General features: G+C 70.2%; 20 protein-coding genes. 9 read left to right on the forward strand and 11 right to left on the reverse strand.

Going from position 1 to position 25,745, the window contains the following annotated elements:
- Positions 1-250: 250 nt before the first annotated feature.
- Positions 251-3,709 (forward strand): alpha-glucuronidase family glycosyl hydrolase, encoded by a 3,459-nt coding sequence (locus AB0F61_RS19685; protein ID WP_357811599.1) that lies wholly within the window; start codon positions 251-253, stop codon positions 3,707-3,709.
- 157 nt (positions 3,710-3,866) lie between these two features.
- Here the strand turns inward: AB0F61_RS19685 and AB0F61_RS19690 are convergent, their stop codons facing one another.
- From AB0F61_RS19690 to AB0F61_RS19705, 4 genes are all read right to left on the reverse strand, one after another.
- Complete coding sequence (locus tag AB0F61_RS19690; protein WP_357811601.1) at positions 3,867-6,869, reverse strand: glycoside hydrolase family 95 protein; 3,003 nt, start codon at positions 6,867-6,869, stop codon at positions 3,867-3,869.
- Positions 6,870-7,186: 317 nt separating this feature from the next.
- Positions 7,187-7,978, reverse strand: coding sequence for a tryptophan synthase subunit alpha (gene trpA / locus AB0F61_RS19695; protein ID WP_357811603.1), 792 nt, complete (start codon positions 7,976-7,978; stop codon positions 7,187-7,189).
- Positions 7,975-9,165 (reverse strand): tryptophan synthase subunit beta, encoded by a 1,191-nt coding sequence (gene trpB, locus AB0F61_RS19700; RefSeq protein ID WP_357811767.1) that lies wholly within the window; start codon positions 9,163-9,165, stop codon positions 7,975-7,977. Before trpB ends, trpA begins: the two co-directional genes overlap by 4 nt.
- A 131-nt stretch (positions 9,166-9,296) precedes the next feature.
- On the reverse strand, positions 9,297-10,061 hold the full coding sequence (locus AB0F61_RS19705) for a GntR family transcriptional regulator (RefSeq protein ID WP_357811606.1): 765 nt from the start codon (positions 10,059-10,061) through the stop codon (positions 9,297-9,299).
- 120 nt (positions 10,062-10,181) lie between these two features.
- Here AB0F61_RS19705 and AB0F61_RS19710 point away from each other — a divergent pair, with 120 nt between their 5' ends.
- From AB0F61_RS19710 to AB0F61_RS19725, 4 genes are all read left to right on the forward strand, one after another.
- Entirely contained in the window at positions 10,182-10,307 is a 126-nt protein-coding gene (locus AB0F61_RS19710; RefSeq protein ID WP_357811608.1) for a hypothetical protein, read from the forward strand.
- Positions 10,308-10,475: 168 nt separating this feature from the next.
- Positions 10,476-12,026, forward strand: coding sequence for an MFS transporter (locus tag AB0F61_RS19715; RefSeq protein WP_357811610.1), 1,551 nt, complete (start codon positions 10,476-10,478; stop codon positions 12,024-12,026).
- Positions 12,027-12,069: 43 nt separating this feature from the next.
- On the forward strand, positions 12,070-12,708 hold the full coding sequence (locus tag AB0F61_RS19720; RefSeq protein WP_357811612.1) for a TetR family transcriptional regulator: 639 nt from the start codon (positions 12,070-12,072) through the stop codon (positions 12,706-12,708).
- A 220-nt stretch (positions 12,709-12,928) separates the two neighbouring features.
- Positions 12,929-13,627, forward strand: coding sequence for a haloacid dehalogenase-like hydrolase (locus AB0F61_RS19725; protein ID WP_357811614.1), 699 nt, complete (start codon positions 12,929-12,931; stop codon positions 13,625-13,627).
- Here the strand turns inward: AB0F61_RS19725 and AB0F61_RS19730 are convergent.
- The 5 genes from AB0F61_RS19730 to AB0F61_RS19750 are packed head-to-tail and all read right to left on the reverse strand — an operon-like array spanning position 13,620 to position 18,699.
- On the reverse strand, positions 13,620-14,378 hold the full coding sequence (locus AB0F61_RS19730; protein ID WP_357811617.1) for a lysophospholipid acyltransferase family protein: 759 nt from the start codon (positions 14,376-14,378) through the stop codon (positions 13,620-13,622). The genes AB0F61_RS19725 and AB0F61_RS19730 overlap by 8 nt on opposite strands.
- A gap of 44 nt (positions 14,379-14,422) precedes the next feature.
- Positions 14,423-16,036, reverse strand: a complete 1,614-nt coding sequence (locus AB0F61_RS19735; RefSeq protein WP_357811619.1) for a DHA2 family efflux MFS transporter permease subunit — start codon at positions 16,034-16,036, stop codon at positions 14,423-14,425.
- Between the two features lie 38 nt (positions 16,037-16,074).
- On the reverse strand, positions 16,075-16,965 hold the full coding sequence (locus AB0F61_RS19740; protein WP_357811621.1) for a TIGR03621 family F420-dependent LLM class oxidoreductase: 891 nt from the start codon (positions 16,963-16,965) through the stop codon (positions 16,075-16,077).
- Positions 16,956-17,696, reverse strand: coding sequence for an SDR family oxidoreductase (locus AB0F61_RS19745; protein ID WP_357811623.1), 741 nt, complete (start codon positions 17,694-17,696; stop codon positions 16,956-16,958). The genes AB0F61_RS19740 and AB0F61_RS19745 overlap by 10 nt, the downstream gene beginning before the upstream one ends.
- A 25-nt stretch (positions 17,697-17,721) precedes the next feature.
- Positions 17,722-18,699 (reverse strand): ketoacyl-ACP synthase III, encoded by a 978-nt coding sequence (locus tag AB0F61_RS19750; RefSeq protein ID WP_357811625.1) that lies wholly within the window; start codon positions 18,697-18,699, stop codon positions 17,722-17,724.
- Positions 18,700-18,972: 273 nt separating this feature from the next.
- Between AB0F61_RS19750 and AB0F61_RS19755 the strand changes: the two genes are divergently transcribed.
- The 3 genes from AB0F61_RS19755 (at position 18,973) to AB0F61_RS19765 (ending at position 22,564) form a co-directional block, all read left to right on the forward strand.
- Positions 18,973-19,920, forward strand: a complete 948-nt coding sequence (locus AB0F61_RS19755; protein ID WP_357811627.1) for a diacylglycerol kinase family protein — start codon at positions 18,973-18,975, stop codon at positions 19,918-19,920.
- Positions 19,921-20,012: 92 nt separating this feature from the next.
- On the forward strand, positions 20,013-21,173 hold the full coding sequence (locus AB0F61_RS19760) for an amidohydrolase family protein (RefSeq protein ID WP_357811629.1): 1,161 nt from the start codon (positions 20,013-20,015) through the stop codon (positions 21,171-21,173).
- The gene (locus tag AB0F61_RS19765) at positions 21,170-22,564 is read left to right on the forward strand and encodes an acyltransferase (protein ID WP_357811631.1); all 1,395 of its coding nucleotides are present in this window, start codon (positions 21,170-21,172) and stop codon (positions 22,562-22,564) included. Before AB0F61_RS19760 ends, AB0F61_RS19765 begins: the two co-directional genes overlap by 4 nt.
- Before the next feature lie 46 nt (positions 22,565-22,610).
- Here the strand turns inward: AB0F61_RS19765 and AB0F61_RS19770 are convergent, their stop codons facing one another.
- Together AB0F61_RS19770 and AB0F61_RS19775 are read right to left on the reverse strand one after the other, a co-directional pair.
- Positions 22,611-23,267 (reverse strand): lysophospholipid acyltransferase family protein, encoded by a 657-nt coding sequence (locus AB0F61_RS19770; RefSeq protein WP_357811633.1) that lies wholly within the window; start codon positions 23,265-23,267, stop codon positions 22,611-22,613.
- Between the two features lie 19 nt (positions 23,268-23,286).
- A complete protein-coding gene (locus tag AB0F61_RS19775; RefSeq protein WP_357811635.1) occupies positions 23,287-25,023 on the reverse strand; it encodes an acyl-CoA dehydrogenase family protein in 1,737 nt (578 codons plus the stop codon).
- Positions 25,024-25,442: 419 nt separating this feature from the next.
- Between AB0F61_RS19775 and AB0F61_RS19780 the strand changes: the two genes are divergently transcribed.
- Entirely contained in the window at positions 25,443-25,745 is a 303-nt protein-coding gene (locus tag AB0F61_RS19780) for an acyl carrier protein (RefSeq protein WP_357811637.1), read from the forward strand.

Below are 25,745 nucleotides of genomic sequence, written 5' to 3' on the forward strand. Positions count from 1 at the left end.
GCTACGCCTGAGGATCCGCCCGGTCCGCCGCGTCCCCGACGTCCGTGAGCGTCGACTGATCCGTGGCGGGCCGCGACCCGGTCCAGCACCGGCCGAGTCGCCCTGAGGCTGCGGGCCGCGACAAGAAACGACAACTCGTTGCCGAAGCATTGTCGCGCCGCTCACCATCGACACGTATCCATCTGCTGACGTCGTCGTGCTCGCACGCCGGGCCGCACGGCGTCCCGAGTGCACGAACGAGGAGATGGCGATGATCCGAGGCTCGACGCCCATGCTACGGCGGACCCTCATCGTGCTGGGCACGGTGCTCGCCACGGTCGCGGCCACCCTCACGGTCGCCACGACACCCGTCACCGCCGCCCCCTCACCCGACGACTACAGCGGCTCCGACCTGTGGCTACGGTACCTGCCGGTCAGCGACCCGAAGCTGCTGCGCGACTACCGCCGCACGATCACCGGGATCGTGGTCGAGAACGCCGACGCCACGAAGGTCCACCGGCACACGCCGGATCTCGCCATGGCGCCCGGGTCCGGTGAGAAGCTGGCCGAGACCACGCTCGGCGCGGCCCGGGACGAGCTGGTGCGCGGCCTGGGCGGGCTCCTCGACCGACCGACACCCGTGACGGAGGTCAGCGGCGACCGGATCCCGGACGGTGCGGTAGTGGTCGGCACGCCGGCAAGCTCGCCGTTGGTGCGCCGCCTCGTCTCGACCCGCGACCTGGCCGCGGTCGGCGACGAGGGCTACCTCGTCCGCTCGCTGTCGCGCGGCAAGGACCGGTTCACCGTCATCGCCGGCAACACCGACCTCGGCGCGCTCTACGGGACCTACGCCTTCCTGCGGCTGGCGCAGACGCAGAAGCCCATCGACCACCTCCGGGTCGCGGAGTCACCCAAGATCAAGCATCGACTGCTGAACAACTGGGAGACCGAGCGCCTCTACGCCGGCAACAACGCCTCCGGACTGGGCGGCTTGAACGGCGAGAGCGGAGCGATCTTCAACTTCGCGGCGACCGGAGCGAGCGCCGGCACCAACCTGCCCGTCATCCTCGACCGCTACATCGTCGTGGCACGCGCGCTGGCGTCTCTCGGCATCAACGGCATCACCATCAACAACGTCAACGCCGACAACGCGTACCTGACGAGCGCCCGGATCGCGCAGGAGGCGGCCCTCGCCGACGCCCTGCGCCCGTACGGCATCAAGCTGGGCCTGTCGATCCGCTACACCGCCCCCACGGACAGCCGATTCGCACCGGACACGCTCACCAACAGCCAACTCGATCCGTACGGCGCCGACTTCCGGGGCTGGTGGCACCGCCGGGCGCAGCAGATCCAGGCCGCCATCCCGGACTTCATGGGCTTCACGGTGAAGGCCAACTCGGAGGGCCAGCCCGGGCCACAGGACTTCGGATACGACCACGGCGACGGCGCCAACGCCATCGGCGCGGCTGTCGCACCACTCGGGATGACGGTCCACTGGCGGACGTTCGTCTACAACGCCGAGGTCGACAACGACCGGCTCAAGCGGGCCTACCTGGAGTTCGGGCCGATCGACGACGAGGTCCAACCGGACGGCACCAGGGGACGCTTCGCCGACAACGTGTTCCTCCAGACCAAGAACGGGCCGCTGGACTTCCAGGCCCGGGAGCCCATCCACCCGATGTTCGGCCGGATGGAGAACACCAACCAGGCCCTGGAACTCCAGATCACGCAGGAGTACACCGGCCAGAACTGGATGCTCACCTACCTCGGCCCCATGTACGAGGAGATCCTCAAGACCGACACGTACGCGACCGACGCGAACGGGAAGCTGCTCAAGAAGCGCCTGGTCGGCAACATCGTCGACGGGTCCGCCCAGCACCATCGGGACACCGCGATCGTCGGAGTCGCCAACCTCGGCAACGCCGACAACCTGACCGGGCACCACTTCTCCCAGGCGAACCTCTTCGCCTTCGGCCGTCAGGCGTGGGACTGGACGCTCGACTCGGCGGACATCGCGACGGACTGGGTGCGGATGACCTGGGGCAACGATCGGCGGGTCGTCGACACCATCCGGAAGATGATGATGGGGTCGTGGGAGGCGCTGGTGAGCTACCAGACGCCGCTGGGCATCGGCCACCAGTTCGCCGAGGGCGCCCACTACCGTCCCGACCCGGCCGACTGGGCGGGCCGCGACGACTGGAGCCCGGTCTACTACAACCAGGCCGACACCGTCGGCCTCGGCTTCGACCGCTCCCCCACCGGCAGCAACCTGGCCGCGCAGTACTTCCCCCGACTCCAGCGGCGCTACGGGGACATCGACTCGGTTCCGGAGAACCTGCTGATGTGGTTCCACCACGTGCCGTGGGGTCATCGGATGGACAGCGGCCGAACGTTCTGGGACGAGCTGGTCTACCGCTACCAGATGGGCGTGCAGTACGTGACCTGGATGCGGGAGACCTGGGAGACGCTCCGGACCGACATCGACGCGCGGCGGTTCGCGGAGGTGCAGGCCAAGTTGGCCGTCCACGAGACGGACGCCGCCGACTGGCGGGACACGTCGGTGAACTACTGGAAGGAGTTCAGCGGGCGGGCCATCCCGGTCGACGACGCGCCGCTCTCGGCGAAGATCGTGGTGGACGGCAGGGAGTTCGGCGGCTTCAACCTGTCCGACACGTCGTACACCATCCCGGTTCGCGCCGGGGGCTCCCCCACCATCACGAAGGTGCGCACGGCCGACCGGAAGGCCCGTTACGAGATCGTCTCCCAGGCGGTGAGCGTACCCGGGCAGGCGGTCGTCAAGGTCACGACGGAGAGCTTCTTCGGCCCGCTGGTGAAGAACTACGTCTTCAACCTGGTGCCCGACACGACGCTGACCAGCCTGCGCGTCGACGGTGCGCCGCTGACCTCCTTCACACCGACGGTGCTGCACTACAACGCCCTCCTGCCGGCCGGCAGCACGACCGTGCCGACGGTCACCGCCAAGGCCGCCGATCCCGCCGCCTCCGTCGCCGTCGAGCAGGCGAGCAGCGCCACCGGGCAGGTTCGGGTCACCGTCACGAACGGCGCGGCGACGTCGGTCTACACGGTGGATCTGAACACCACAAGCACGGGCAGCGACGAGTTCGGCTCGGCCGCACTCGGCTCCCAGTGGCAGTGGGTACGGCCGGACGAGAGCCGGTGGCGTCTGGCCGACGGGTCGCTTGTCATCACCGCGCAGCAGGGTGACCTGCAGGGCACCACCAACACCGCGAAGAACCTGGCCCTGCAGGACGTCGACGGTGACTGGACCGCGGAGTCGCGGATCGTCTTCTCCCGCCCGCTGGCGAACAACAACGAACAGGGCGGTGTTCTCGGGTACGCCGACGACGACAACTACGTGAAGCTCGCCTGGGAGATGGGGAACGCGACCGCGGCGGTCAACAAGGCCCGCATCGTCTTCCTGCGTGAACAGAACGGCGCGACGTCGACTGTGGAGATCACCGGCGCGGACGCCCAGCGGATCGTCGGGGCCGACGGCGCCATCTGGCTCCGACTCACCAAGATCGGAGACACCTACCGCGCCTACTACTCCCGCGACGGGCGCGTCTACCGCTACATCGGCTCCACGACGTTGACCGCCGAGCCGACGAAGGCCGGGCTGCTGGCCTTCAACAGGGCCGGCACCTCCACCGACCTCGACGTCGCCTTCGACTACTTCCGGATCGAGAGCCGGGGCGAGCGCATCCGCTAGTCGGGCAGGCCCCTAACGGCAGGTCGGCGGCGACCGACGGTCACCGCCGACCGCCCGCTGCGCCACAGCCGTACCCATCGCGCCCTGACGCCGCGACCGGGCCCGTCCCCGATTGGGACGGGCCCGGTCGCGCTCCCCCGAGCAGGAATCGTTGCCGTCAGCCTCCGATGGCGATGGCGAAGATGTGCATGGTCACCACGTTCGCCGCCGGCCCGGCGCTGATGTTGGGCAACACGACCGAGGCGACCGCCTTGTTCTGCAACGCGACACCCACGTAGTAGATGCAGGCTGCGGTGTTCTGCCGCTGGTTGTTGGGCCGGTTCTGGTACGCGGACACGATCGCGGCGGTTCCCGCGGAGCTCGGCCCGCCGTACCAGTCGGGTGTGCTCAGCGTGAACGTCTGGCGGGTGCCGTCGGCGTAGACCACAGTGCCGGTGCCCGACGGGGCGCCGTAGGTGCCCGTCAGCAGGAAGCCGAGCGTGCTGCCGGTGCCGGTCACGCTGATGGTCTGGCCCGAGGCGATGGCGTTGTCGGCGGCCCCGGAGCTGACGTTGGGCCAGCGGAAGGTGACCCCGTTGCGGCTCACCGTGCCTCCCGGGCTGGCCCCGGCCGCGGCCAGGGCCTGCGCGGAGAGCGAGGCCCCGCCGCCGTCGAAGTTGCCGACGTTTGTGTTGCTGTCGCTGGTGATGCCGACGTTGCTGAAGCTCTGCTCAAGCGTCGGGCTGGTGGTGCCCCCCGAACTGGTGGCCCGGTAGGTGCGCCCGGCCTGCACGGTGGCCTCGATGAGGTCGGTCTCGATCCGGGTGGTCCGCGCGGCCGTACCGTCGGCGGTGTCGACGATCGTGACGGTGCCGGTGAAGAGCCGACCGCGCAGGCGGACGGTGCCAGCGCGATCCGGACGGAGCAGCACCTCGCTGGCCAGCCCGTTGCTCCACGTGATGCTGACCGTGTGCCCGCCGCGACCCCGCAGGCCGGCCACCCGCCCGCTCGGCCAGGCCGGCGGCAGTGCGGGCAGGATGTGCAGTTCGCCGGCGTGGCTCTGCAACAGCATCTCGGCGATGCCGGCGGTGGCACCGAAGTTGCCGTCGATCTGGAACGGCGGGTGCAGGTCGAACATGTTCGGCGCGAGCCGTGCGGTGGTGGCGAGGTAGCGGATCAGGTCGTGGGCCCGCTTGCCCTCCTCCATCCGAGCCCAGAAGTTGATTTTCCAGGCCAGCGACCAGCCCGTGCCGTCGTCACCGCGCAGCGCGAGGGTCCGCCGGGCCGCCTCGAACAGCTGCGGTGTGCCGCGCTTGGTGATCTGGTTGCTGGGGGCCAGACCGTACAGGTGCGAGATGTGCCGGTGGTTGGGCTCGGTCTCCACCCAGTCGTAGAGCCACTCCATGATGTTGCCGCGCGAGCCGACCTTCATGGGAGGGAGCCGGTCCCGGGTGGCGCGGACCTGGGCCCGGAAGGTGCTGTCCACGTCGAGGATCTCGCTCGCGCGGGCGCAGGCGTCGAACAGGTCCCGCAGGATCTGGTTGTCCATCGTGGGGCCGGCGCACACACTCGCGTTCGCGTGGTGGCTGAGTTCCGGCGAGTTCGACGGGTTGGTCACCAGGTACCCGAGGGTCGGCTCGGTCACCAGCGTGTTGAGGAAGAACTGCGCCGCGCCCTTCATGGCCGGGTAGTTCGTCCGCAGGAACTCGATGTCACCGTTGAACAGGTAGTGGTCCCAGATCAACGTGGACAGCCAGGCGCCGCCGGTCTGCCACATGCCCCAGAACGCGCCGTCGACCACAGCGGTGGCCCGCCAGGCGTCGGTGTTGTGGTGGGTGACCCAGCCGCTGGCCGCGCCGTACTGCACCTGGGCGGTCCGCGCTCCGGTGACGGCGAGGTCTCTGACCAGGTCGAAGACCGGGTTGTGGCACTCGGCCAGGTTTGTGGTGTTGGCCGGCCAGTAGTTCATCGGCAGGTTGGCGTTGATGGTGTACTTCGAGTCCCAGGAGGGGGCCAGCGAGTCGTTCCAGATGCCCTGGAGGTTGGCTGGCTGGGTGCCGGGCCGCGAGGACGAGATCAGCAGGTACCGGCCGAACTGGAACAGCAGCGCCGAGAACTGCGGGTCGTTGACGCTGTTGTGCTGGGCGATCCGGACGTCGGTCGTCTGGTCGGCCGCGGAGGTGCGGCCCAGGTCCAGGGTGACCCGGCCGAACAGCGCCTGGTAGTCGGCCACGTGCCGGGTGCGTAGCTGGTCGTAGCTGCTGGCCCGCGCGGCGGTGAGGCGCTGCCGGGCGATGCCCTGGTAGTCGCCGCCGACGTTGCGGTAGTTGACATAGCTGGAGCCGATGGAGATCAGCAGGGTCACACTGTTGGCGTTCGTCACCCGCAGGGTGCCGCCGGAGCTGGACACGCTGCCGCCGCTGACTGTCGCGTTGGCGAGCGCGAGGAAGCGGACCGCGCCGGTGACGCCCTCCATGTTTCCGGAGACGCCGTCGAGGCCGATCGTGGTGCCGTCCGGGCTGGACACCGTGGTGCGCTGCGGGCTGTCGAAGGTGGCGGTGAAGCTGATCGAGCCGGTCCGGTCGGCGGTCAGCCGCATCGCGATGACCTGGTCCGGTGCGCTGGCGAACACCTCCCGCTGGTGACGAACGCCGTTCAGCACGTACGTCGTCGTGGCCGTGGCGGTGGTGAGGTCCAGTGTCCGGTTGTACTGGGAAGCTCCGCTGGCGGAGCCGAAGGCGAGCCGGAGGTTGCCGACGGTCTGGTAGGCCAACTGGCCGCCGGGGTTGCCCATCATGGTCTGGTTGATCAGATCCTGGGCCTGGGTCCACTGGTTCGCGTTGACCAGCCGCCGGATCTCCGCCAGCGCCGCCGCGCCTCTGGTGTTGCTGGGGTCGTGGGGCCCACCGGCCCAGACGGTGTCCTCGTTGAGCTGGAGTCGTTCCGTGTCGACGTTGCCGAAGACCATGGCGCCGAGCCGGCCGTTGCCGATCGGCAACGCCCTGAGCCAGTCGGTGCCGGCGGACTCGTCGTACCAGAGCGCGAGGTCACCGGCGGCCAGCACCTGCGGCGGCGCCACCGAGTCCGCTTGGGCCACGGCCGTCCAGGGCAGAGGTAGGAGGGCACCACCCGCACCGGCTGCGCCGATCTTGAGGGCTTGGCGGCGGGTCAGGTCTGACATCGATCCTCCAAACGGTGACCGATCCGGCCACCCCGATGCGTGACAACTGTGGTAACCGAGATGGGTCCGCTTCTCGGGCCGGCCAGGACCTCGTGGAGCAGGCCGGTGCCGGGTCCGAGTCAGCCAGACATCTGATGTGTTTCGCGAAGGTTACTCCGGAGCCACGCAATAGGCAACGATCGATTAACGGGTACAATCCGCACCGCCAGGCCTTGCGGCCAAGGATCTTCGCGAGGAGGACCGCGACGGGCCGGCGCGGTCCGGCGACGCCAGGCACCGGGAAGATGGCGACGGATGCCGGTCCGACGACACATACATCAGATGTACGGCGGGCGCGGCGTGTCCAGCGCCGTCCGGAGCTGGGTCAGGAAGTCACCGAGCTCCACCGCCGAGGCCCCGTCGAGCACCCGGCGCATGAGCGCCGAGCCCACCACGACGCCGTCGGCGTACCCACCGGCCTCGGCCGCCTGCCCCGGCCCGGAGATCCCGAAGCCGAGAAGCACCGGCAGGTCCGTCGCCTGCCGCAGCGACGTCACCAACTGCTCGCCGGCCTCGCCCAACGTCGACTGCTCGCCGGTGGTCGCCATGACACTGACCGCGTAGACGAAGCCCCGGCTGCGCGTGGCGATCTCGACGCGGCGCTGCGGGGTGGTCGCCGGGGAGGCGAGCAACACGAGGTCGAGCATGCGGCCCGCCGCCGCGGTGGAGACCGGCTCCATCTCGTCGACCGGCAGGTCCGGCACGATCAGACCGTCCACACCGCAATCTGCGAGCGCGGCGCAGAACCGGTCGGCGCCGTCGTGCAGGACCAGGTTGGCGTAGGTGAACGCGATCAACGGCACGGGCAGTGCGAGCCGGGTGACCTCGTCGAGGATCTGCCGGGTGGTCACGCCCCGCAGCAGCGCCCGGTGCGACGACTCCTGCACGACCGGCCCGTCCAGGACGGGGTCGGAGAACGGGAGGCCCACCTCGATGGCGTCGGCGCCCGCGTCCACGGCAGCCCGCAACAGGTCGGTCCAGTTCCCGGTGACACCGCCTGTCACGTACGGCACGAGCAGCTTGCGGCCGGCTGCCGTGGCGGCGCGGGCCCGGGTCTCCAGTGCGTTCACGACAGCTCCATCAGGGTCGCCATGTCCTTGTCGCCCCGACCGGAGAGCGTGAGCAGCACTGTCGAGCCCGGGGGGATCGTGCCGTCACCGGCGGCCCGGATCACCCAGGCGACGGCGTGGGCCGACTCCAGCGCGCAGAGGATGCCCTCCGCGCGGGCCAGCCGGTGGGTGGCGGCGAGCACCTCGGCGTCGTCCACTGTCACGTAGGTGGCCCGGCCCGACTCGGCCAGGTACGCGTGTTCCGGCCCCACGCCGGGGTAGTCCAGACCGGCGGCGATCGAGTGGGCCTCGCTGATCTGCCCGTGCTGGTCCTGGAGCACCATGGAGCGGAAGCCGTGCAGGACACCGGGGGTGCCGGCGCTGATCGCGGCACCACCGGCCGCCTCGACACCGACCAGCCGGGCCGGGGTGTCGATGAAGCCGGCGAACGTGCCGGCCGCGTTGGATCCGCCGCCGACGCAGGCCACGACGTAGTCGGGGGTGCCGGTGACGAGGTCGGCCGCGCACTGCACGCGGGCCTCGTCACCGATCACCCGCTGGAACTGACGGACCATCCAGGGGTACGGGTGTGGGCCCATCACGGAGCCGAGGCAGTAGTAGGTGTCGTCGACGGAGGTGACCCAGTGGCGCAGCGCCTCGCTGCAGGAGTCCTTGAGGGTGCGGCTGCCGGAGGTCACCGGCACCACCTCGGCGCCCAGCATCTTCATCCGGAAGACGTTGAGCTGCTGCCGTTCGATGTCCTTCGCACCCATCAGGACGGTGGTCGGCATGCCGAACAGGGCTCCGGCGGTGGCGGTGGCCACGCCGTGCTGGCCCGCGCCGGTCTCGGCGATCAGCCGCCGCTTGCCCATCCGCCGGGCCAGCAGCGCCTGACCCAGCACGTTGTTGATCTTGTGGGAGCCGGTGTGGGTGAGATCCTCCCGCTTGAGCAACAGGTTGACGCCCAGCTCCGCGGAGAGTCGCGCCGCGGGCGTCAGCGGCGTCGGCCGGCCGACGTAGACGGCGAGCAGGTGGTCCAGCTCCCCCCGGAACAGCGGATCCGCCCAGGCGTGGGTGAAGGCCCGCTCGACCTCGGCACAGGCCGGAACGAGCGACTCGGGAACGAAGCGTCCGCCGTAGTCACCGAACCTGCCGAGCGCCGAGGGCCGACGGAGGTCGGCAGGGGCGACTGGGCGGGCGGAGCGCAGGAGCTGATCCACGACACATCCCCTCACAGTTCTAGAACGATGAGGTCTTTATAGCAGCGCCGGAGGCCCGTGTTCTAGATCTGTGGGGAAATAGTTCTAGAACAGTTTCGATGGGTCCGCGGCCCCCTCCGTCAGCCCTGTCGTGGGCCGACGGCCCCGGACATCCCGGCGACGTCGCCTACCGCGTAGCTGACCTGATGGCCGCTGACCTCGCGGATGTTCCTGATCACGACGCTGTTCCCGGCGAGGACGGCGACGTCGACGACAAGCGTGCGCCGGTCGGCGTCACGAGTGATCCGCTCGCTCCGCATCGCCGGTTCACCGGCGGGCAGCCCGAGCAGGTCGCCGATGCGCTCGGGCATGAGCACCGGCGAGATCGTCTCCTCGGCCTGCACGGCCACCGCGCCCGCCCGCTCGGCGAGTACGGCGTACAGCTCGTGCTTCTCGAAGTCGACGCCCCGCAGCAGGCTGCCGAAGGGCTGCGGGAGGTAGGAGAGCTGGTGGATCAGCGGAGCACCCCGGACGACCCGGACCCGCTCCAGCCTCAGCACCTCGTCGCCCGCGGGGATCCCCGACCGCGCGGCGATGTCGTCGGGCACCGCGACGATCTCGTGGCCGAGCACCCGGGTCCGCACCTCGATGCCGTGCGCGCGCAGGTCGTCGGCGAGGCTGCGCAGATTACCCATCGAGTACGGCACCGGCATCGCCCGGACGTAGGTGCCCTTGCCGGGAAACTGTTCCACCACTCCCCTGCCACACAGCTCGTCCAGGGCCTGCCGCAGCGTCATGAGACTGACGCCGTACTCCTCACTGAGGTGCCGCTGGCCGGGCAGAGCGTCGCCGGGAGCGAACTCGCCGCTGCTGATCCGCTTGATCAGATCGTCGCGGATGACCATGTACTTCGGAGTCCTACCCGCAATGACGCGCATGCACTACCCAGCCCTGAGTCGCGACGGAGCGGGCCGCGCCGCCAAAACGAGGGCGGAGCGCCACGTCCTTCTTCCGGGTGCCAGCGTATGGCCGACGTCCGTCCCGACCTACGCACGGGGCTCGCCGCGACGTACGCGGCGCCACTGATCCACGCCGAGCGCCCGCCACCGTCGCGTGACGGTGGCGGGCACCCGGATGGTCAGCAGAGCTGACAGGTCAGCACGGCGGCAGGCCGTAACCACATCCTGGCAGGGATAGGCACCCTCGCCGACGGCGCTCGCGGCACGCCGGGTGGACAACCGGGACGCCCCGCTGCTTGTCGCGGCCGCCACAAAAGGTTAGCCTCTAACATGTTAGTGACTAACCTAAGGGGTCGTGGGATGCGCGCACACGTTGACCGTCGTTGGTGGATGCTTGTCGCCGTCTGCCTGGCCGTACTGGTGCTGAGTCTCGACTTCACGGTCCTGAACGTGGCGCTCCCGAGCATCTCGAGGTCGTTGAACGCCGGCACCGCGGACCTGCAGTGGATCGTGGACGCCTACTCGCTGGCGATCGCCGGTGCGATGCTGCCCTTCGGCGCGATCGCCGACCGCGTCGGCCGCAAGAGGGTGATGTTGGCCGGGCTCGGCCTGTTCCTCCTCGCCTCGGTCGCGGCCGCGCTGTCGGAGACGGCGGGCCAGCTGATCGCGGCCCGCGCCGTGCTGGGTGTCGGATCCGCGATCATCCTGCCGCTGACCCCGGCGCTCGTCATCACGACCTTCTCCGGCCGCGAGCGGACCCGGGCCATGGCGGTCTTCACCGCCGCGGTCGGCGCGGGGATGCCGTGCGGACCGATCGTCGGCGGCGCCCTGCTCCAGCGCTACTCGTGGTCTTCGGTCTTCTGGATCAACGTGCCGATCCTGGCGATCGCCTTCGTGGCCGGCCTGCTGCTGATCGACGAGTCGCGCGGCGACACGCGGCACCCGCTGGACATCGTGGGTGGCCTCTTCGCCGTCGTCGCCACTGTCACGCTTGTCTACGGCGTCATCCGGGGCCCCGAGTCGGGCTGGTCGGACGGCCTGACCGTCGCCCTGCTGATCGCCGCGGTGATCGCGGGCGCGGCATTCGTGGCCTGGGAGCGCCGTGTCGCGCACCCGCTGATGGACCTACCGCTCTTCCGTAAGCCTCAGTTCACCTGGAACACGGTCGCCATCATGATCGTCGCGTTCGCGCTCGCCGGAGTGATCTTCGTCGTGCCGCTCTACCTTCAGGCGGTGCGGGGCTTCGACTCGCTCGGGACCGGCCTACGGATCATCCCGATGATGGCCGGTCTGCTGGTGGCCGGCGCCCTGGCCACCATCCTGGACCGCACCTTCGGCGGGAAGGGCATCGTGATCAGCGGCCTGGTGGTGATGGGCGCCGGGCTGCTCCTGCTCGCGCGGGTCGACGAGGACACCGCGTACGTGTGGCTGGCGGTCGGCCTGGCCGGCTGCGGGTTCGGCGTCGGCGCGGTGATGGCCACCTCGTTGGCGGCGGCGGTTGGCTCGGTGGGCGACGGTGGCGCGGGCAGCGGCTCGGCGGTGGTCAACACGCTGCGCCAGGTCGGTAGCGCCGTGGCGGTGGCCGCGATGGGCAGTGTGCTGTCCGGCGTCTACCAAAGAGATCTCGATCCGGCGCTCGGCGGGCTGCCGGCCGCCGCGGCCGACACGGTGCGGCAGTCGCTGTTCGGCGCGGCCGCTGTCGCCGAGACCCTGGGACCCTCCGGCGCCGGGCTGCTGCGAACCGCCCACCAGGCGTACGTCGACGGAATGTCGATGGTCATGTGGTGCTGCTTCGGCCTCGCCGTGGCCGGTGCCGTGCTGTGCCTGGCGTTCCTACCGAACGGCGATTCGCCTGCGGCGGTGGCCGCGGACGACGCCGGGGTAACCACTGCCGCGCCGAGCAAGGGCTAGGCTGCCACAGTAGTCAGATGCCTCCGCGCGGATTGAACCCACTGTGAGCAGAGCCGACCTCCCCCGAGCCGCGGGCTCCGACTGGCGTCGGGAGAAAAGAGAACGCACCCGAGCCCTTCTTCAGACGAATGCCTTACGGCTGTTTCTGGAGAAGGGTTTCGACGCTACGACGGTCGAGGAAATCGCCGCCGCCGCCGGCGTATCGCACATGACGTTCTTCCGCTATTTCCCCACGAAGGAGGACGCAGCCCTCCAGGACGACTACGACCCGATGATCGCCGACCTGATCGCCGAGCGGCCGGCCGACGAGCCCGCGATCGACAAGATTCGACACGCTCTCACGAACGGGCTCCACCACCTGTACGACAGCGACCGCGAGGTGCTGCTGTCCCGCCTGAGGCTCGTTCACCGGACACCCGCGCTGCGGGCCGGCACCGGCCAACGCCGCGACGCCGACCAGAAGCTCCTCATCCAGGCCCTGACGGCCGCCGGCAGCGATCCCGGCGACGAGCTTCGCCTGCGGGTCCTGGTGGCGGCGGCGCTGGCGGCCACGACCGAGGCCATCCGGTACTGGGCGGACAGCGACGGCGACGGCGACCTGCGTCAGCTCATCAACGACGCGTTCGACGTGTTGCGTACGGAGCTGACCCAGGGCCGACCGGGCGGCAGATCCTCGGCCTGAACCCGGCGGCCGGGCTCGCGCACGCCCGGCTCCGCAGGCCGCGCCGCCACGATCACGCCGGCCCTCCTTATCCTGCGGCACATCGCGACCGCCAGCCCCACAGCAGGAGAAGGAAACTGTCGCTTCAGCGAGCGGAAAGCGATCCAGCCGTTAGTCGTAAACGCGCTCCAGTAGACTCGCCGCATGTCGAACGACCTGTGGCCCCGGAGCCGATAGACCGATGAGGGCGCCCTCCGCCGACACCGTCATCTTCGATTTCGACGGCGTACTGCTGCGCGGCGACGCATTCGGGCTTTTCATGCGACGCATTGTCTTCGCGGGTGCTCGACTGCCGCTCGCCGTCATCCTCGCTGTCCTCCTCGCGCCCATGGTGGCCCTTCCCGCCTACCGTCCGCGGGCGGCGTGGTGGATGAGTCGGATCGGGTTGTTGGGCCGCAGCGCCGAACAGCTCCGAGCGGAACTTGGGCGTTTCGGCGCGGACCTCGGCGACGAGCCCGAGCGGATCATCGCGCCCGGTCTGCGGATGATCCGTGCCCACCTCGACGCGGGCGACCGGGTCGTCGTGGTCACCGGCTGCGAGCACACCCTGGCGCGCGCGGTGCTCGACGCGATCGGCCTCGCCGAGGTCGAGCTGGTCGCCTCGCACATTCGCGGGCCGAAGCTGATCGTGCACAACTACGGGGCGACCAAGGTGGTGGAGCTGGCCGCCCAGGGGGTGACTCCGCCCTGGCGGGTGGCATACAGCGACTCACTGTCCGACCTGCCGGTCCTTGCCGGCGCGGAACGGGCGGTGCTTGTCAACGCGAGCGCGCGTCAGGTGGCCCGCGCGCGGCGACTGCTCGGGGCACGGTTGACCACCGTGACCTGGACGGGTGGTCACCTCTCCCGGGAGGACAGGGCGTCGGGCCCGGTCAGTTGACGGCGGCGTCACCCGCCGGCGTCGTGACGGCGATCCCCGGCGCCGGGGGGCCCTCCGGGCAGGCCGGCGGTCGCACCCCCCGGTCGAACTCCTGCCGGGCGGCCTGCGCGTACATGTGCACGTAGTCCTGACCGGACAGGGCCTGGAGCCGTCGCATGATCTCGTCGGTCAGGGCCCGTGCGGCGGCGCTTGCCGAGAGGCCCCGATATGGCGTCAGGTCGATGGGGGTACCGACGGCCATCCTGGCCTTCATGACCTTCGGGATCAGCTTTCCCGGGGGCTGGATCTCGTAGGTGTTGAGCATGGCGACCGGGATGACCGGCACGCCGGTGGCGAGTGCGATGCGGGCCGCCCCGGTCTTGCCCCGGTAGAGCCGGTTGTCGGGTGGCCGCGTCCCCTCCGGGTACATGCAGACCAGGCCGCCCTGCTCAAGCACCTCCTGGGCGGTGCCGAGCGACGAGGCGGCCTTGCGCCCGCCAGCGCGGTCGACCGGGATGTTTCCCATCCCACTGATCACCATCCGCCGCAGCCGGCCCTTGAGCCCACGGCCCGTGAAGTATTCCAGTTTCGCGATGTAGACGACCTTGCGGCGCATGACCGCCGAGAGGAACACCGAATCCGAGAAGGAGGGGTGGTTTCCGACAAGCAGGGCAGGACCGGTCTCCGGCAGGTTCTCGCGGCCCACCACCTCGGGCCGGTAGACCAACTTCACGGCCGAGCCGACCGTGTACTTGAGTGCCCAGTAGATCATTCCCGCCTCCGATCACACCCGCCGCGTCGACCCGACAACATTGATCAGCTTACCGGCCGTGGCAGCGCGTCGGCCTCGTCGCCGCCGGCGCGATCGACCGCGTCCGGTGCGGCGGACGCCGTTCGCCCGGTGGGCACCACCCGGGACGCGAACACGACGCCGACGAGCAGCAACGCGATCGGCACCAGCAACGTCGGCCGTAGCGCCGTCACGAAGCTGTGGGTGTACACGGTGTGCGCCGCCCGGCCGGCCGCCTCGACGGCCTCCGGTGACGCTCCGCTGCGCCGAACCGCGGTCACCACCTCGCCCACCGTCTCATCCGGGCCGGCCGCCGACACCTGGCGGAAGGCCGACACGAACGGCTCGCCCACACCGGCCGGCAGGGTCGGTGCCAGCGCGCCTGCCTCCTCCGGCATCCGCCGCACGAGCTGGCCCTGGAGCAGGGCGATGGGCACCGCGGCGGCGAAGACCGAGGCGAGCTGGCGGGCGGTCATCATCAACGCGGCCGCGGCTCCCGCCTGCGGTGGTTGCACGTCGTGCATCGCGATGGAGTTCATCGGGGCGAACGTGCAGCCAGCGCCGACACCGGCCACGACGAGGCCGGGGACGAAGTACTGCCAGGGCGTCGCGTCGTTCGCGACCCAAACCACAAGTGCCATTCCCACGGCGTAGAGGCTGAGCCCGGTCATCAGCACGTACCGGCCGCTGAGCCGGTCACTGAGCCTGCCGGCGAAGGGGGCGACGAACGCCATGCTGAGGAACATCGGGGTCATGACGAGCCCGACCTTCATCGGGCTGTAGCCCAGGGCGGCCTGTACGTACAGCGACAACGGTACGGAGGTCCCCACGATGCCGATCGACAGGATCGTGGTCACGATGATCATGAGTCGGAAGTTGGTCAGCTCGAACAGCTCGAACGGCACCAACGGGGTGCGGTCCTGGCGCCTCTTCTGGAGCACGACGAACCCCGCCGCCAGGACGACGCTCAGCACCAACAGCAGTGGAATGCTCAGCGGCCCCCAGATCACCCCCCACCCGAACCGGTCGCCCTCCACCAGCCCGAAGGTGAGGCAGACAAGCGCGGCCGTGCTGAGGACGACGGCCAGCAGGTGCAGCGGTTGTCGCCTGCCGCGTTCCAGCGGCGGCACGGCCGCCAGGCAGAGCACGATCATGATCAACCCCACCGGGAGGTTGAGGAAGAAGACGTATCGCCAGCTCAGGGCGCTGGTGAGGGTGCCTCCGATCACCGGCCCGAGGATCGAGGCCAGCGCCGAGACCGCCGTCCACAGGCCCAGCGCCCCACCGCGACGCTGCGGCGGGAACGTCGCCACGATGATCGACATCGACTGCGGGTACATCAGGGCGGCGCCCAGACCCTGGAACGCCCGGGCGGCGATGAGCTGGCCCTCGCTCTGCGCGAGCCCGCACGCCGCCGAGGCGACTGTGAACAGCACCGAACCCATGACGAACAGCCGGCGGGGTCCGTACAGGTCGCCCAGCCGGCCGGTCACGATGACAAGCACCGCCACCACGATGAGGTAGGCGTTCGCCACCCACGCCACTGTGGTCAGCGAGGCGTCGAGGTCGCGGACCACGCTCGGCATGGCGATGTTGATAATCGTCATGTCGAGCGAGGTCATGAACGACGCGAGCGACACCGCCAGGAGGATGAAGCGGGGATTCCCGCGAAGCGGGGTCAACTGGTTCGGCCCTCCAGGACGGCCATGGCCGCGGCGAGCGGCTCCATGAACTCCTCGTGGACGGTGATGTACGAGACCCCGTAACGCTCCCGGCGCTGGACCAGTTGGTCGGCGATCTCCTCAGGCGTACCGATCAGGCCCGCCGGAGCGTCCAGGACCTGCTCCACTGTGAGGTACGGCGTCCGGGTCTGCTGGGCGAAGGCGGCGGCGGCCTGCCGGTCGTCGGCCAGCACCACCGCGGGGATCATGAGGTTGACCTCGATGTCGCCGTAGCGGTCACCGGCCTGCGTCCGCAGATACCTGGCGCGTTCCTCGACCGTCTCGGCGGGGAGCGCCCGCCACTTCTCCGGGGTGTCGACCCGGACCACCGGGCTGAGGCCGACGATGTCGGCGTGTCGGGCGGCGATGCCGAGCACCTTGTCGCCGCTGCCACCGATCATCAGTCGAGGGGCCGAGGTGCAGTCCGACCACTGTGCCGGGTCGGCGAACGACGCCGTCAGTCGCTGGACCACCGTGTCGAGTTGCCGTACCCGCCGACCGGGTGACTCGAAGGGGATCTCCGCCTCGTCGAACTCGGCCTTCGCGTAGCCGGTGCCGACGCCGACCTCCAGCCGCCCTCCGGTGAGCCGGTGCGTGGTGGCGATCTCCCGCTCCAACAAACGCGGGTTCCAGAAGGCGGCGTTCAGGACGAACGTCCCGAACATCACCCGCTCGGTCGCCGACGCGGCCGCGACGATGGACGGGAACGGCGCGGGCATGTGGAGATGGTCGGGAATGAGAATGACGTCGTAGCCCAGCTCCTCCGCCCGGCGACACTTCTTCGCCCACTCCTCGGCGCCGCAGTTGTGGTGCAGGCTCACACCGAACCGGAAGGGCCTCACGCCCATAGCAGTCCTCCATTCACTTCGAGCACATGTCCGTTCACGTACGAGCTCTCGTCCGAGGCGAGGAAGACCGCCGTGCTGGCGACCTCGTCCTCGTGGCCGGCGCGGCCCATGGCGATGCGTTTCGTGTACATCTCCCAGAGCGCGACGTTCGGCCGCAGGGCCTCGCTCATCCCGCTGTCGATCAGCCCCGGCGAGATGCAGTTGACCTTGATGCCCTTCGGACCGAGTTCGATGGCGCTGGTCCGGGTGAACGACTCGACGCCGGCCTTGGCCGCGCTGTACGCCGCCGTGCCGACGGCAACCCGGGTGGCCAGGCCGGACGAGATGTTGATGATGCAACCGCCGCCGTTGGCGGCCATCAGCGGGACGACGGCGCGGGTGCAGAGGAACACCCCGGTGAGACTGACCGTCAGCGTCTCCGTCCAGGCCTCGGGCGCCAACCGCTCGATCCGACCGTCGTGCCGCACGGCGGCGTTGGCGACCAGGATGTCGATGCTGCCCATCAGCTCCGCGGCGGTCGTGACGAGTTGCTCGACCGACGCCGGATCGCTGACCTCGACCGGCAGGTGGAACGACCGGTCGGGGGCATCCTGGTGCAGCTCCTCCCAGCCCTTGCCGGTGCGGGAGGCGCAGGTGACTGTCGCGCCCTCGGCCAGGAAGTGCCGGGCGATGGCCCGGCCCAGCCCGCGGTTCCCGCCGGTGACGACGGCGTTCTTGCCCTTCAGACGCATCCGGTCTCCGCAGCCTCTCGAACCATCAGTACCAGGTGACGACGGCGGCGCCGGCGGTCATCCCCGCCCCCACCGCGGCGAGCAGCAGCTTCTCGCCACGCTGGAACGGGCGCTCCCGGTGGGCCTGCACAAGCGTGACGGGCAGGGACGCGACACCGGAGTTGCCGAATCTGCTCACCGTCGTCGGCACCCGGTCCGGGTCGATGCCGAGCTTCTTGCCGAGCCCGGCGAGCAGGCGCCCGTTCGCCTGGTGGAAGACGAACCGGTCGATGTCGTGCAGGCCCAGGCCGGCCTTCTCCAGCGCCGAATCGATCACCTTGGGCAGCGTCTGCAGGACGAACGCCGCGACCGCCCGCCCGTCCATCCGGGTGAACTGGCCGCCCTCGGCGTACCGTTCCGGCGTCAGCGGCAGCCGGGCGCCGCCCGCGTAGATGCCGATGTTCTCCCAGCGGGCGCCGTCGGTGAGCAGCGTGGTGCTGCGGATCCCGTAGCCGTCGGGCACCGAGCCGAGCAGCAGCGCCGCGGCGCCGTCTCCGAAGAGCGCGACGGTGCGTCGATCCGTGCGGTCCACGATGGAGGACACCTTGTCAGCGCCGATCGCCAGCGCGACCTGCCCGGCGTCGTCGCGCATCAGCGCGTTCGCGAGGGCCATGTGGAAGATCACCCCGGCGCAGGCCACGCCGACGTCGAACGCCGGCAGCGCGGGCAGACCCAGCTTCGCCTGCACCACGGCGGCCGTCGCCGGGGAGGGCTGGTCCGGCGAGTTGGTGCTGAGGAACAGCCAGGCCAGCCGTTCCTGGACGGCGGGGTCGGCGACCAGGGGCGCCGCGGCGAGGACCGCGAGGTCCGAGGTGGTCTGCTCAGGCTCCGCGTACCGGCGCTCCTCGATGCCGGTCAGGTTGGTGATCCAGTCGTGGGTGGCGCCGCTCCAGGCACAGATGTCGTCGTTTGTCACGACGCGGTCAGGGACGTGGGACCCCATATCGATGATGCCAATCGCCATGCGACCCGTCCTTCGTCTCGCGGCGGCAGAGGTGCCGATGATTGCACGGGTCGGACCGCTCGACCGGGGCGCCGACACCGGCCTGAAGGCAGGGGTTTAGCAGGATTTTAGCGACCTTCCCGAGCCCGGACAGTCATCGGCAAACCCGCCGCTGACGCGGTCACAACGGCCCGCTAACGGCTCACTTCACCGCCACGCCGAGCACGCACCGGCGGTCTACAGTGGCGCCTCGCCAGCAACCTGCCTGCCGGCGCAGAAGGAGGTCACCCGATCATGCCGCCCCGGTGCCTGCTGATCGTCAATCCGCGGGCCACGCGGATGAATCCCGGTGCCCGCGACGAGCTCACCGACATCCTCGGCGGACTGCGGCTCGACGTGGTGGACACCGCGCGGCGGGGGCACGCGGCCGAACTGGCCCGTACGGCGCGCCGCGAGGGGTACGACGTGGTGCTCACCGCCTCCGGCGACGGATCGGCGAACGAGACGGTCAACGGGCTACTGGCCGACGGTGTGGCAGACGACGTGCCGGTCTTCGCTCCGTTGCCCGCCGGCGGCACGAATGTCTTCGCCCGGTCGATCGGCCTACCCAACCAGCTCGGCGAGGCGGCCCGTCTGGTGCGGGACGCCGTGAGCGCGGGTGGCAGTCGACGGCTGGGCCTCGGCCTCGTCGGGGACCGTTGGTTCGCCTTCGTGTGCTCACTCGGGCTCGACGCCGAGATCGTCCGGGAAGCCGAGCAGTTGCGTTTCGGCGTCGGCGTCCGCCCACCGCGGATGCCCGCCGCCGCCTACCTCACCCTGCTGGTGCGGCAGCACCTGCGGACCGACCGCCGGCATCCGGCGCTGACCTTCGACGGGGCCGGCGGCGCCCACGGGGAGGCCATCTTCATGGCGTTCGTCTGCAACTCGGCGCCATGGACCTACCTCGGGAAGCGGGCCGTGGCGCCGGCCCCCACGGCCTCGTTCGACAGAGGGCTCGACGTCCTCGGCCTGACGTCGCTTCGCACGCTGGCGACGATGCGGGTGGTGCGGCAGATGATGACCGCCCAGGTGCCGCTGTCCGGGCCGGACGTGGTGACCGCCGAGGACCAGCAGCGACTGACGATGCTGTCGATCCGGCCGATCGCCGTCCAGGTCGACGGCGACTTCCTGGGGATGCGGACGGAGGCGACGTTCCAGTCCGTGCCGGCCGCCCTGCCGGTCCCCCTGCTAACCGGTCGCTAACACGGCCGCAGCCGCTGCGTTGCGCACACACGCCGAAGGGTGCCGATCCGATCTAACGTCCACCGCGAGTTCGAGTTGAAGGAGAGTGCCGGATGCCGTACGCAGAAGGTCGGGTCTACTACGACGCCGACAGCCATGTGATGGAGCGGGAAGGCTGGCTCACCGAGTACGCCGAGCCCTCGGTACGCGAGCTGCTCCGTTCCTTCGGTGCGGACAAGGTGCAGCGGGCCCGCACCGCCGAGACCGACATCCGGCAGCGCTACGAGGACCAGGACCGCCGCGCGTCCGCCGAGCAGACCCTGATGACCATGAAGGGCTGGGAGAGCTTCGGCGGCACCGACGCGGGCGAACGCAGCCGCGCCCTGGACCTGCTCGGATTCTCGGCACAGTTGGTCTTCAGCACGGTCGCCAGCGAGCAATTCTGGTACTACGACCATCCCGAGCTGATGTACGGGGGCAGTCGCGCCCTCAACCGGGCCATCGTCGACTGGTGTTCGGTGGACCGGCGGCTGCTGCCCGTCGGTTTCGTGCCCCTCGCCGACCCGGAGCGCAGCGTCGCCGAGTTGGAGGCGGCGATCGAGTTGGGCTGCGACGGGGTCATCGTGCCCTCCGTCGCACCGCCGGAGTTCTCCCCGGCGCATCCCGCGTACGACCGCTTCTGGGCCACCCTCCAGGACGCCGACATGCCGTTCTTCCTGCACGTCTGCACGGGCGGCGCCCTGGTGCCGGACGCGTACCGCAACAACGGGCGGACCCCGCCGGCGGACTTCCTCGGCGGTGGCGAGAACATCCGGTCCAAGGACTACATGGGGATGCACGTCCCGCCGCAGACGTTCCTGACGATGCTGGTGCTCGACGGCGTCTTCGACCGCTTCCCGACGCTGCGCTGCGGTTGCATCGAGCAGGGCGGCCTGTGGGTGGCGCCCTGGATGAAGCAGTTGGACATCTCGCAGATGGCGTTCGGCCGCACCGAGCCCGACCTGCGGGCGTTGTCGATGCGTCCGTCCGACTTCGTCCGGCGGCAGGTGAAGTTCACCGCCTTCTTCGTCGAGCCCCTGGACTGGCTCATCGAGCAGGCCGGCCCGGACCTGTTCATGTTCGGCACCGACTTCCCGCACACCGAGGGCGGCACCGATCCGCTCGGCGCGGCGGAGAAGTTCCTCGCCGGCGTCGACGAGACGGTCAAGGACCGCTTCTTCGCCGGCAACTTCGCGGAGCTGATGGGCTCCCGGATGGCGAAGGTCCGTCAGTGAGCAGCGCGGTCACCGACGCGCCGAACGCGGCGGCGGGGATGGCGAAGGCCGCCCGCGGCACGACTGTCGTGCGGCTGGACTCGCTGACCGCGCTGCGCGGCGTCCTCGCCGCGATGGCGTTCATGGTCCACTACACGGCGCTGCAACTCGTCGCCGTCGAGGGCGGCGGGATCGAGTTCGTGGCCCACGCCATCCCGGAGTGGGTCGCCGTGGTCTCGTTCGGCGGCATGAACGCGTTCTTCCTGATGAGTGGCATCGTGCTCACCTGGGTCGTCCGGGACGGCGACACCGCCCGGGTCTTCTGGCGCCGCCGGGTGTCGCGGATCTACCCGATCTACGCGACCACCACTGCCGTCGCGGCCCTGGTGCTCGTGGTGCTGGGCATGCCGCCCGGTTGGAAGAACGTACTGTCGAACATGTTCATGGTGCAGGGCTGGGTGCCGCAGCAGAGTGTCATCTACGGGCTCAACCCGGTGTCGTGGTCGTTGAGCGCGGAGGCGTTCTTCTACCTCATCTTCCCGGTGCTCTTCGCCGCACTGGTGCCGCTCGGGGACCGGGCCCTGCGTCGGGTCATCGTCGTGGCCACAGTGCTCGCCTGCACGCTGCCGTTCCTGGTGGGCGACATGTTCCTGGTCAAGGACGCCGGGCCGCCGTTCTTCGACACGGCTCCGAGCGGCGGGGACTTCGCGTACTGGTTCACCATGGTGCTGCCGCTGCACCGCGCGTTGGACTTCACCGTCGGCGTGGCGGTGGGTCTGCTCCTGCGCCGCGGCACCTGGCGCGGCCCCGGTGTGACGGGCTGTCTCGCCATCCTGGCGGCGGCCTTCTCGGTGACGCTGCTGCTCCCCGAACGCGTCCAGCGGGTGGGCGCGCTGCTGATCCCGGTCGCCATCCTGCTCGCCGCCCTGGCCACGGCCGACGCCAACGGCCGCCGATCGGTCCTGCACGCGAGGCCGCTCGTCTGGTTCGGGGAGATCTCGTACAGCTTCTACCTCACGCACCTGCTGGTGTTCCTGCCGCTCGGCCCGGTGGTGACGGATCTGCTGGTGGCGGCCGGCGTGATCGGTTCGTCGACGCAGCGTCCGCCGCTGCCGGTCGAGTTGGCGACCATCGTCTGCCTCTTCGCGCTCTGCACCGCTGTCGCGTGGCTGTGCTACCGCTTCGTCGAGCTGCCCGCGGCCCGACTCCTACGCCCGAAACCGGCGACGGTGAAGGAGGCGGTCCGCACGCCCGGCCCGGAGCGACACAACGATCCCGAGGTGCTGGCGGAGCCCCTTGTCGACGCGGGTTCGACAGCCGACCCGGGGTCGGCGGTCGAGCAGGCGTCGACGGTCGACGAGCGGCCCGTCGCCGACGTGGTGCCGGCCCAGCCGTCGGGGACCGGGCGCTGACCGGGGAGGGCGGCGGTGGGCTCGGCCCGCCGCCGCCCTCCCCCACTCAGCGCTTCTGGTACTCGTCCACGTACTCCTGGCCGGACAGTTCCGAGATGGCCAGCATGATCTTGTCGGTCACCGTGCGCCAGTCGGCCGGGTCCTGCGAGTCGCGATACTCGTCGAAGGTCATCGGCGTGCCGAAGCGGACCGTCACCGGACGCCGTCGGGGCACGCGGACCCCGACGGGCTGCATCACCTCGGTGCCGATGACACCGATCGGTACGACCGGGGCGCCGGTGGCGAGCGTCAGTCGTGCCACACCGGTCTTCCCCCGGTACAGCCGGCCGTCGAGCGACCGGGTGCCCTCGGGGTAGATGGCGAACGCTTGGCCGGCCCGGAGCACGCCCATCGCCGCCTCCAGCGACGACGACGTGGCGTCGCGCGGGCCGCCACGCTGCACGCCGACGAACCCGAGTTCGCTGAAGAACCAACCGGCCATCCGACCGCCGAGCGACGGCGTCCGCAAATACTCGATCTTGACGAGGTAGCGGACCGACCGCGGGGTCGCGATCGGGATGAGCCAGTTCTCGGCGAAGGAGAGATGGTTCGCGGCGAGGATGACCGGCCCTCGCCGCGGTACGTTCTCGGCACCCTCGATCAGCGGTCGGTACAGGGCGCGGGCAATCGGCGAGACGACTGGCCGCAATGCCTCGTTGAGCAAGGGATGTCCTCCGTCGTGATCAGTCAGCGGCTGGACCACTGCCGAGGCAGCGGATGGAGAAGTACGAGGGCCACGCCTGGGCCGCGCGGACAGCGGACCCGAGCAGCTCCCGGGCCGGCTGCTCGGCGAGGTCGACGCGTTCGCCGAGCCGCGCGAGCAGCCGCTGCAGGGACAACAGCAGCCAGCCGCCGTCGGCGAAGGCCCCGCCGAACGTCTCGCGGTTGGCCAACCAGGTCGCCACGCAGGCCGACGCGGCGTGCAGCAGACAGTGCGTGTTCGCCGCGCGCATGGCGACAAGCGACCGGGCGTCCCACTGCGTGACGGAGGCGTACGTCTCCTCGTGGATCCGCGACAGGTGCGCCACGGTCGCCAGCAAGTCGTCGGCGAACGGGGGCCGGTCCGGGCGGACGCAGGCCGCCTCGACGCGCTGGACCAGCCGGGGCCAGCCCTGGGTCAGCTCGTCGCGTCCCTCGTTCGTCAGCCGCAGGTCAGCGCCGGCCGGTTGCCACGTCGGCGCGTCGGAGTGCCAGGAGAAGAGGGTGTCGAACAGCTCGTCGAGCTGCCCGGGGTCGCTCTGCTCGTGGCGGCGCGCGGCGATGAAGGGCATCTGCCCGGCGATGCCGTGCAGGTTGACGTGGGTGGTCCCCTCGAAGATCGCCGCGATCGCGTGGTCGCGCTGGAGCTTCTGGAAGACACCGTGGGCGACGCCCTCCCGCAGGTAGCTGCGGGCGCCGAGGACCGTGGCCATGCTGAGCACCGTCTCGTCGCCGATGACCGGCACCAGGTACTTCGCCACCGACGACCAGAGGCTGAGCCGTTGCGGTGCCAGGGTCAGGGCGCGGGCCGCGCCGACCGAGACGCACTCGGCGATCAGGAGATCGACGTGACCGCGCACGAGGTGGTCGTGGATGACCGGCAGGTCCGCGATGGGCGCCCCGTAGAGGCGTCGTTCGTGGCTGTAGGTCAGGGCGAGCCGCAGCGCCGAGTCCATCGTGCCGAGCGACATCGCCGGGATCGCGGCGCGGGTGATCTGGAGCGCCTTCAACACCTGGACCACGGCGATGCCCTGGTTGCCGATCGCTGCGGTGGCCGGGACGAACGACCCGTCGAAGCTGATGCCGCTGAGGTCGTGGCCGCGCAGCCCGACGGTCCGGACGAAGGGCAGCTCCTGGAAGCTGTCGCGGCTCAGCTCCTGCTTGTCGACGAGCAGTAGGGAGAAGCTGCGGGGGCCGGTACGGGCGCAGGTCGTCAGGAACCGGGCCCGGGTGGCGTTGCCGACCGGCCACTTCTGCCCGGTCAGCACGAAGCCGCCCGCGACGGGCTCGGCGGCCACGGAGGACGCGAGCAGGTCACTGCCGTGGTCGGCCTCGGAGACGGCGAACGCGCTCAGGGCACCGCCGACGATCTCCTTGGCCAGTCGTCCGCGCTGGTCGTCGTCGCCCCACAGCCAGACCGGGTTCGCGCCGAGCAGCGCGGAACCGTACATCACCGCGAAGGCGAGCGAACGCCGGGAGACGGCCCGGGCGACGAAGAGCAACTCGTCGAGGGAGCGCAGCCGGCCGCCGAGGGCGGTGGGGACCAGGAACTCGGCGAAGCCCCAGTCCCGTAGGACGTCGACGGCGCCGTCCGGGAGGGCGTCGCGCTCCTCCGCCTCGACGATCCGTTCGAACGAGAACGGCGCGCCCTCCGCCATCGGGTCACCGAGCAGCAGGTCAAGCTCGGCTGCGATGTCGAGAGCGGCGTATCGGTGTGCCACGACGGACCCCCGCATTGATCAGTGACCAAGGCGATCAGGCTAGCCGGGCGGGCAGGGCTTCGCGATGACGAGTCAACGGCGGGATAGGGCCGTGCAGCTTCTCGCTAAGCCGCGTATTAGCCGGCTCCGTTACGTTGGGGACGCCGTCTGAGAGGGCGGCCGTCCGGTGCCGGGGGGAGGGTTCCGCGACGGTGCGATCGGTCGGGCCGTGGTCGAGACGGCGCGCCGGCGCGCCAGCCGTCATCCCCCACGCCACGACCAGTGGCAAGGTGCGTCGCTCGCTTGTGCGCGAACGTCTCACCGCCTGCGAGTTGACGACGTGGTACGCCGAGGTTCGTCCGGTCGCCGCCGGCCCGCCCCGGGCGGTTCGGCGCGCAGGCCGGGGTCGGCTCTGTCGGTGCTGATTGATGGGAGTGGCAGTGATTGACTTTGTGCACGGGGACTCGGCGGCGGAGCTGAGGAGCTGGCTCACCGAACGGGTGGCCTTCTACCTCGACCGGGGCCCGGAGACCATCCGACCCGACGTGGACCTGGCCGAGTACGGCGTCGATTCGGTGTACGCCCTCAGCGTGGTGAGCGACATCGAGGACCGCATCCAGCAGGAGGTCGACCTCGGCGCCGCCCGGCTGTACCCCACCATCGACGCGCTTGTGGGCTACCTGATGACGCTGACCGCCCGTCGTGACGAGACAGCGGACCCCGTGGCTTCCGCCGGAGCGTGA

Source organism: Micromonospora sp. NPDC023888 (assembly GCF_040639415.1).
Classification (GTDB): domain Bacteria; phylum Actinomycetota; class Actinomycetes; order Mycobacteriales; family Micromonosporaceae; genus Micromonospora.

What these genes read in the sequence shown, in the direction of transcription:
- AB0F61_RS19685 (WP_357811599.1), top strand. Translation starts at nt 251, where the DNA reads ATGATCCGAGGCTCGACGCCCATGCTACGGCGGACCCTCATCGTGCTG.
- AB0F61_RS19690 (WP_357811601.1), bottom strand. Translation starts at nt 6,869, where the DNA reads ATGTCAGACCTGACCCGCCGCCAAGCCCTCAAGATCGGCGCAGCCGGT.
- AB0F61_RS19705 (WP_357811606.1), bottom strand. Translation starts at nt 10,061, where the DNA reads ATGGTCATCCGCGACGATCTGATCAAGCGGATCAGCAGCGGCGAGTTC.
- AB0F61_RS19710 (WP_357811608.1), top strand. Translation starts at nt 10,182, where the DNA reads ATGGCCGACGTCCGTCCCGACCTACGCACGGGGCTCGCCGCGACGTAC.
- AB0F61_RS19715 (WP_357811610.1), top strand. Translation starts at nt 10,476, where the DNA reads ATGCGCGCACACGTTGACCGTCGTTGGTGGATGCTTGTCGCCGTCTGC.
- AB0F61_RS19725 (WP_357811614.1), top strand. Translation starts at nt 12,929, where the DNA reads ATGAGGGCGCCCTCCGCCGACACCGTCATCTTCGATTTCGACGGCGTA.
- AB0F61_RS19730 (WP_357811617.1), bottom strand. Translation starts at nt 14,378, where the DNA reads ATGATCTACTGGGCACTCAAGTACACGGTCGGCTCGGCCGTGAAGTTG.
- AB0F61_RS19740 (WP_357811621.1), bottom strand. Translation starts at nt 16,965, where the DNA reads ATGGGCGTGAGGCCCTTCCGGTTCGGTGTGAGCCTGCACCACAACTGC.
- AB0F61_RS19745 (WP_357811623.1), bottom strand. Translation starts at nt 17,696, where the DNA reads ATGCGTCTGAAGGGCAAGAACGCCGTCGTCACCGGCGGGAACCGCGGG.
- AB0F61_RS19750 (WP_357811625.1), bottom strand. Translation starts at nt 18,699, where the DNA reads ATGGCGATTGGCATCATCGATATGGGGTCCCACGTCCCTGACCGCGTC.
- AB0F61_RS19755 (WP_357811627.1), top strand. Translation starts at nt 18,973, where the DNA reads ATGCCGCCCCGGTGCCTGCTGATCGTCAATCCGCGGGCCACGCGGATG.
- AB0F61_RS19760 (WP_357811629.1), top strand. Translation starts at nt 20,013, where the DNA reads ATGCCGTACGCAGAAGGTCGGGTCTACTACGACGCCGACAGCCATGTG.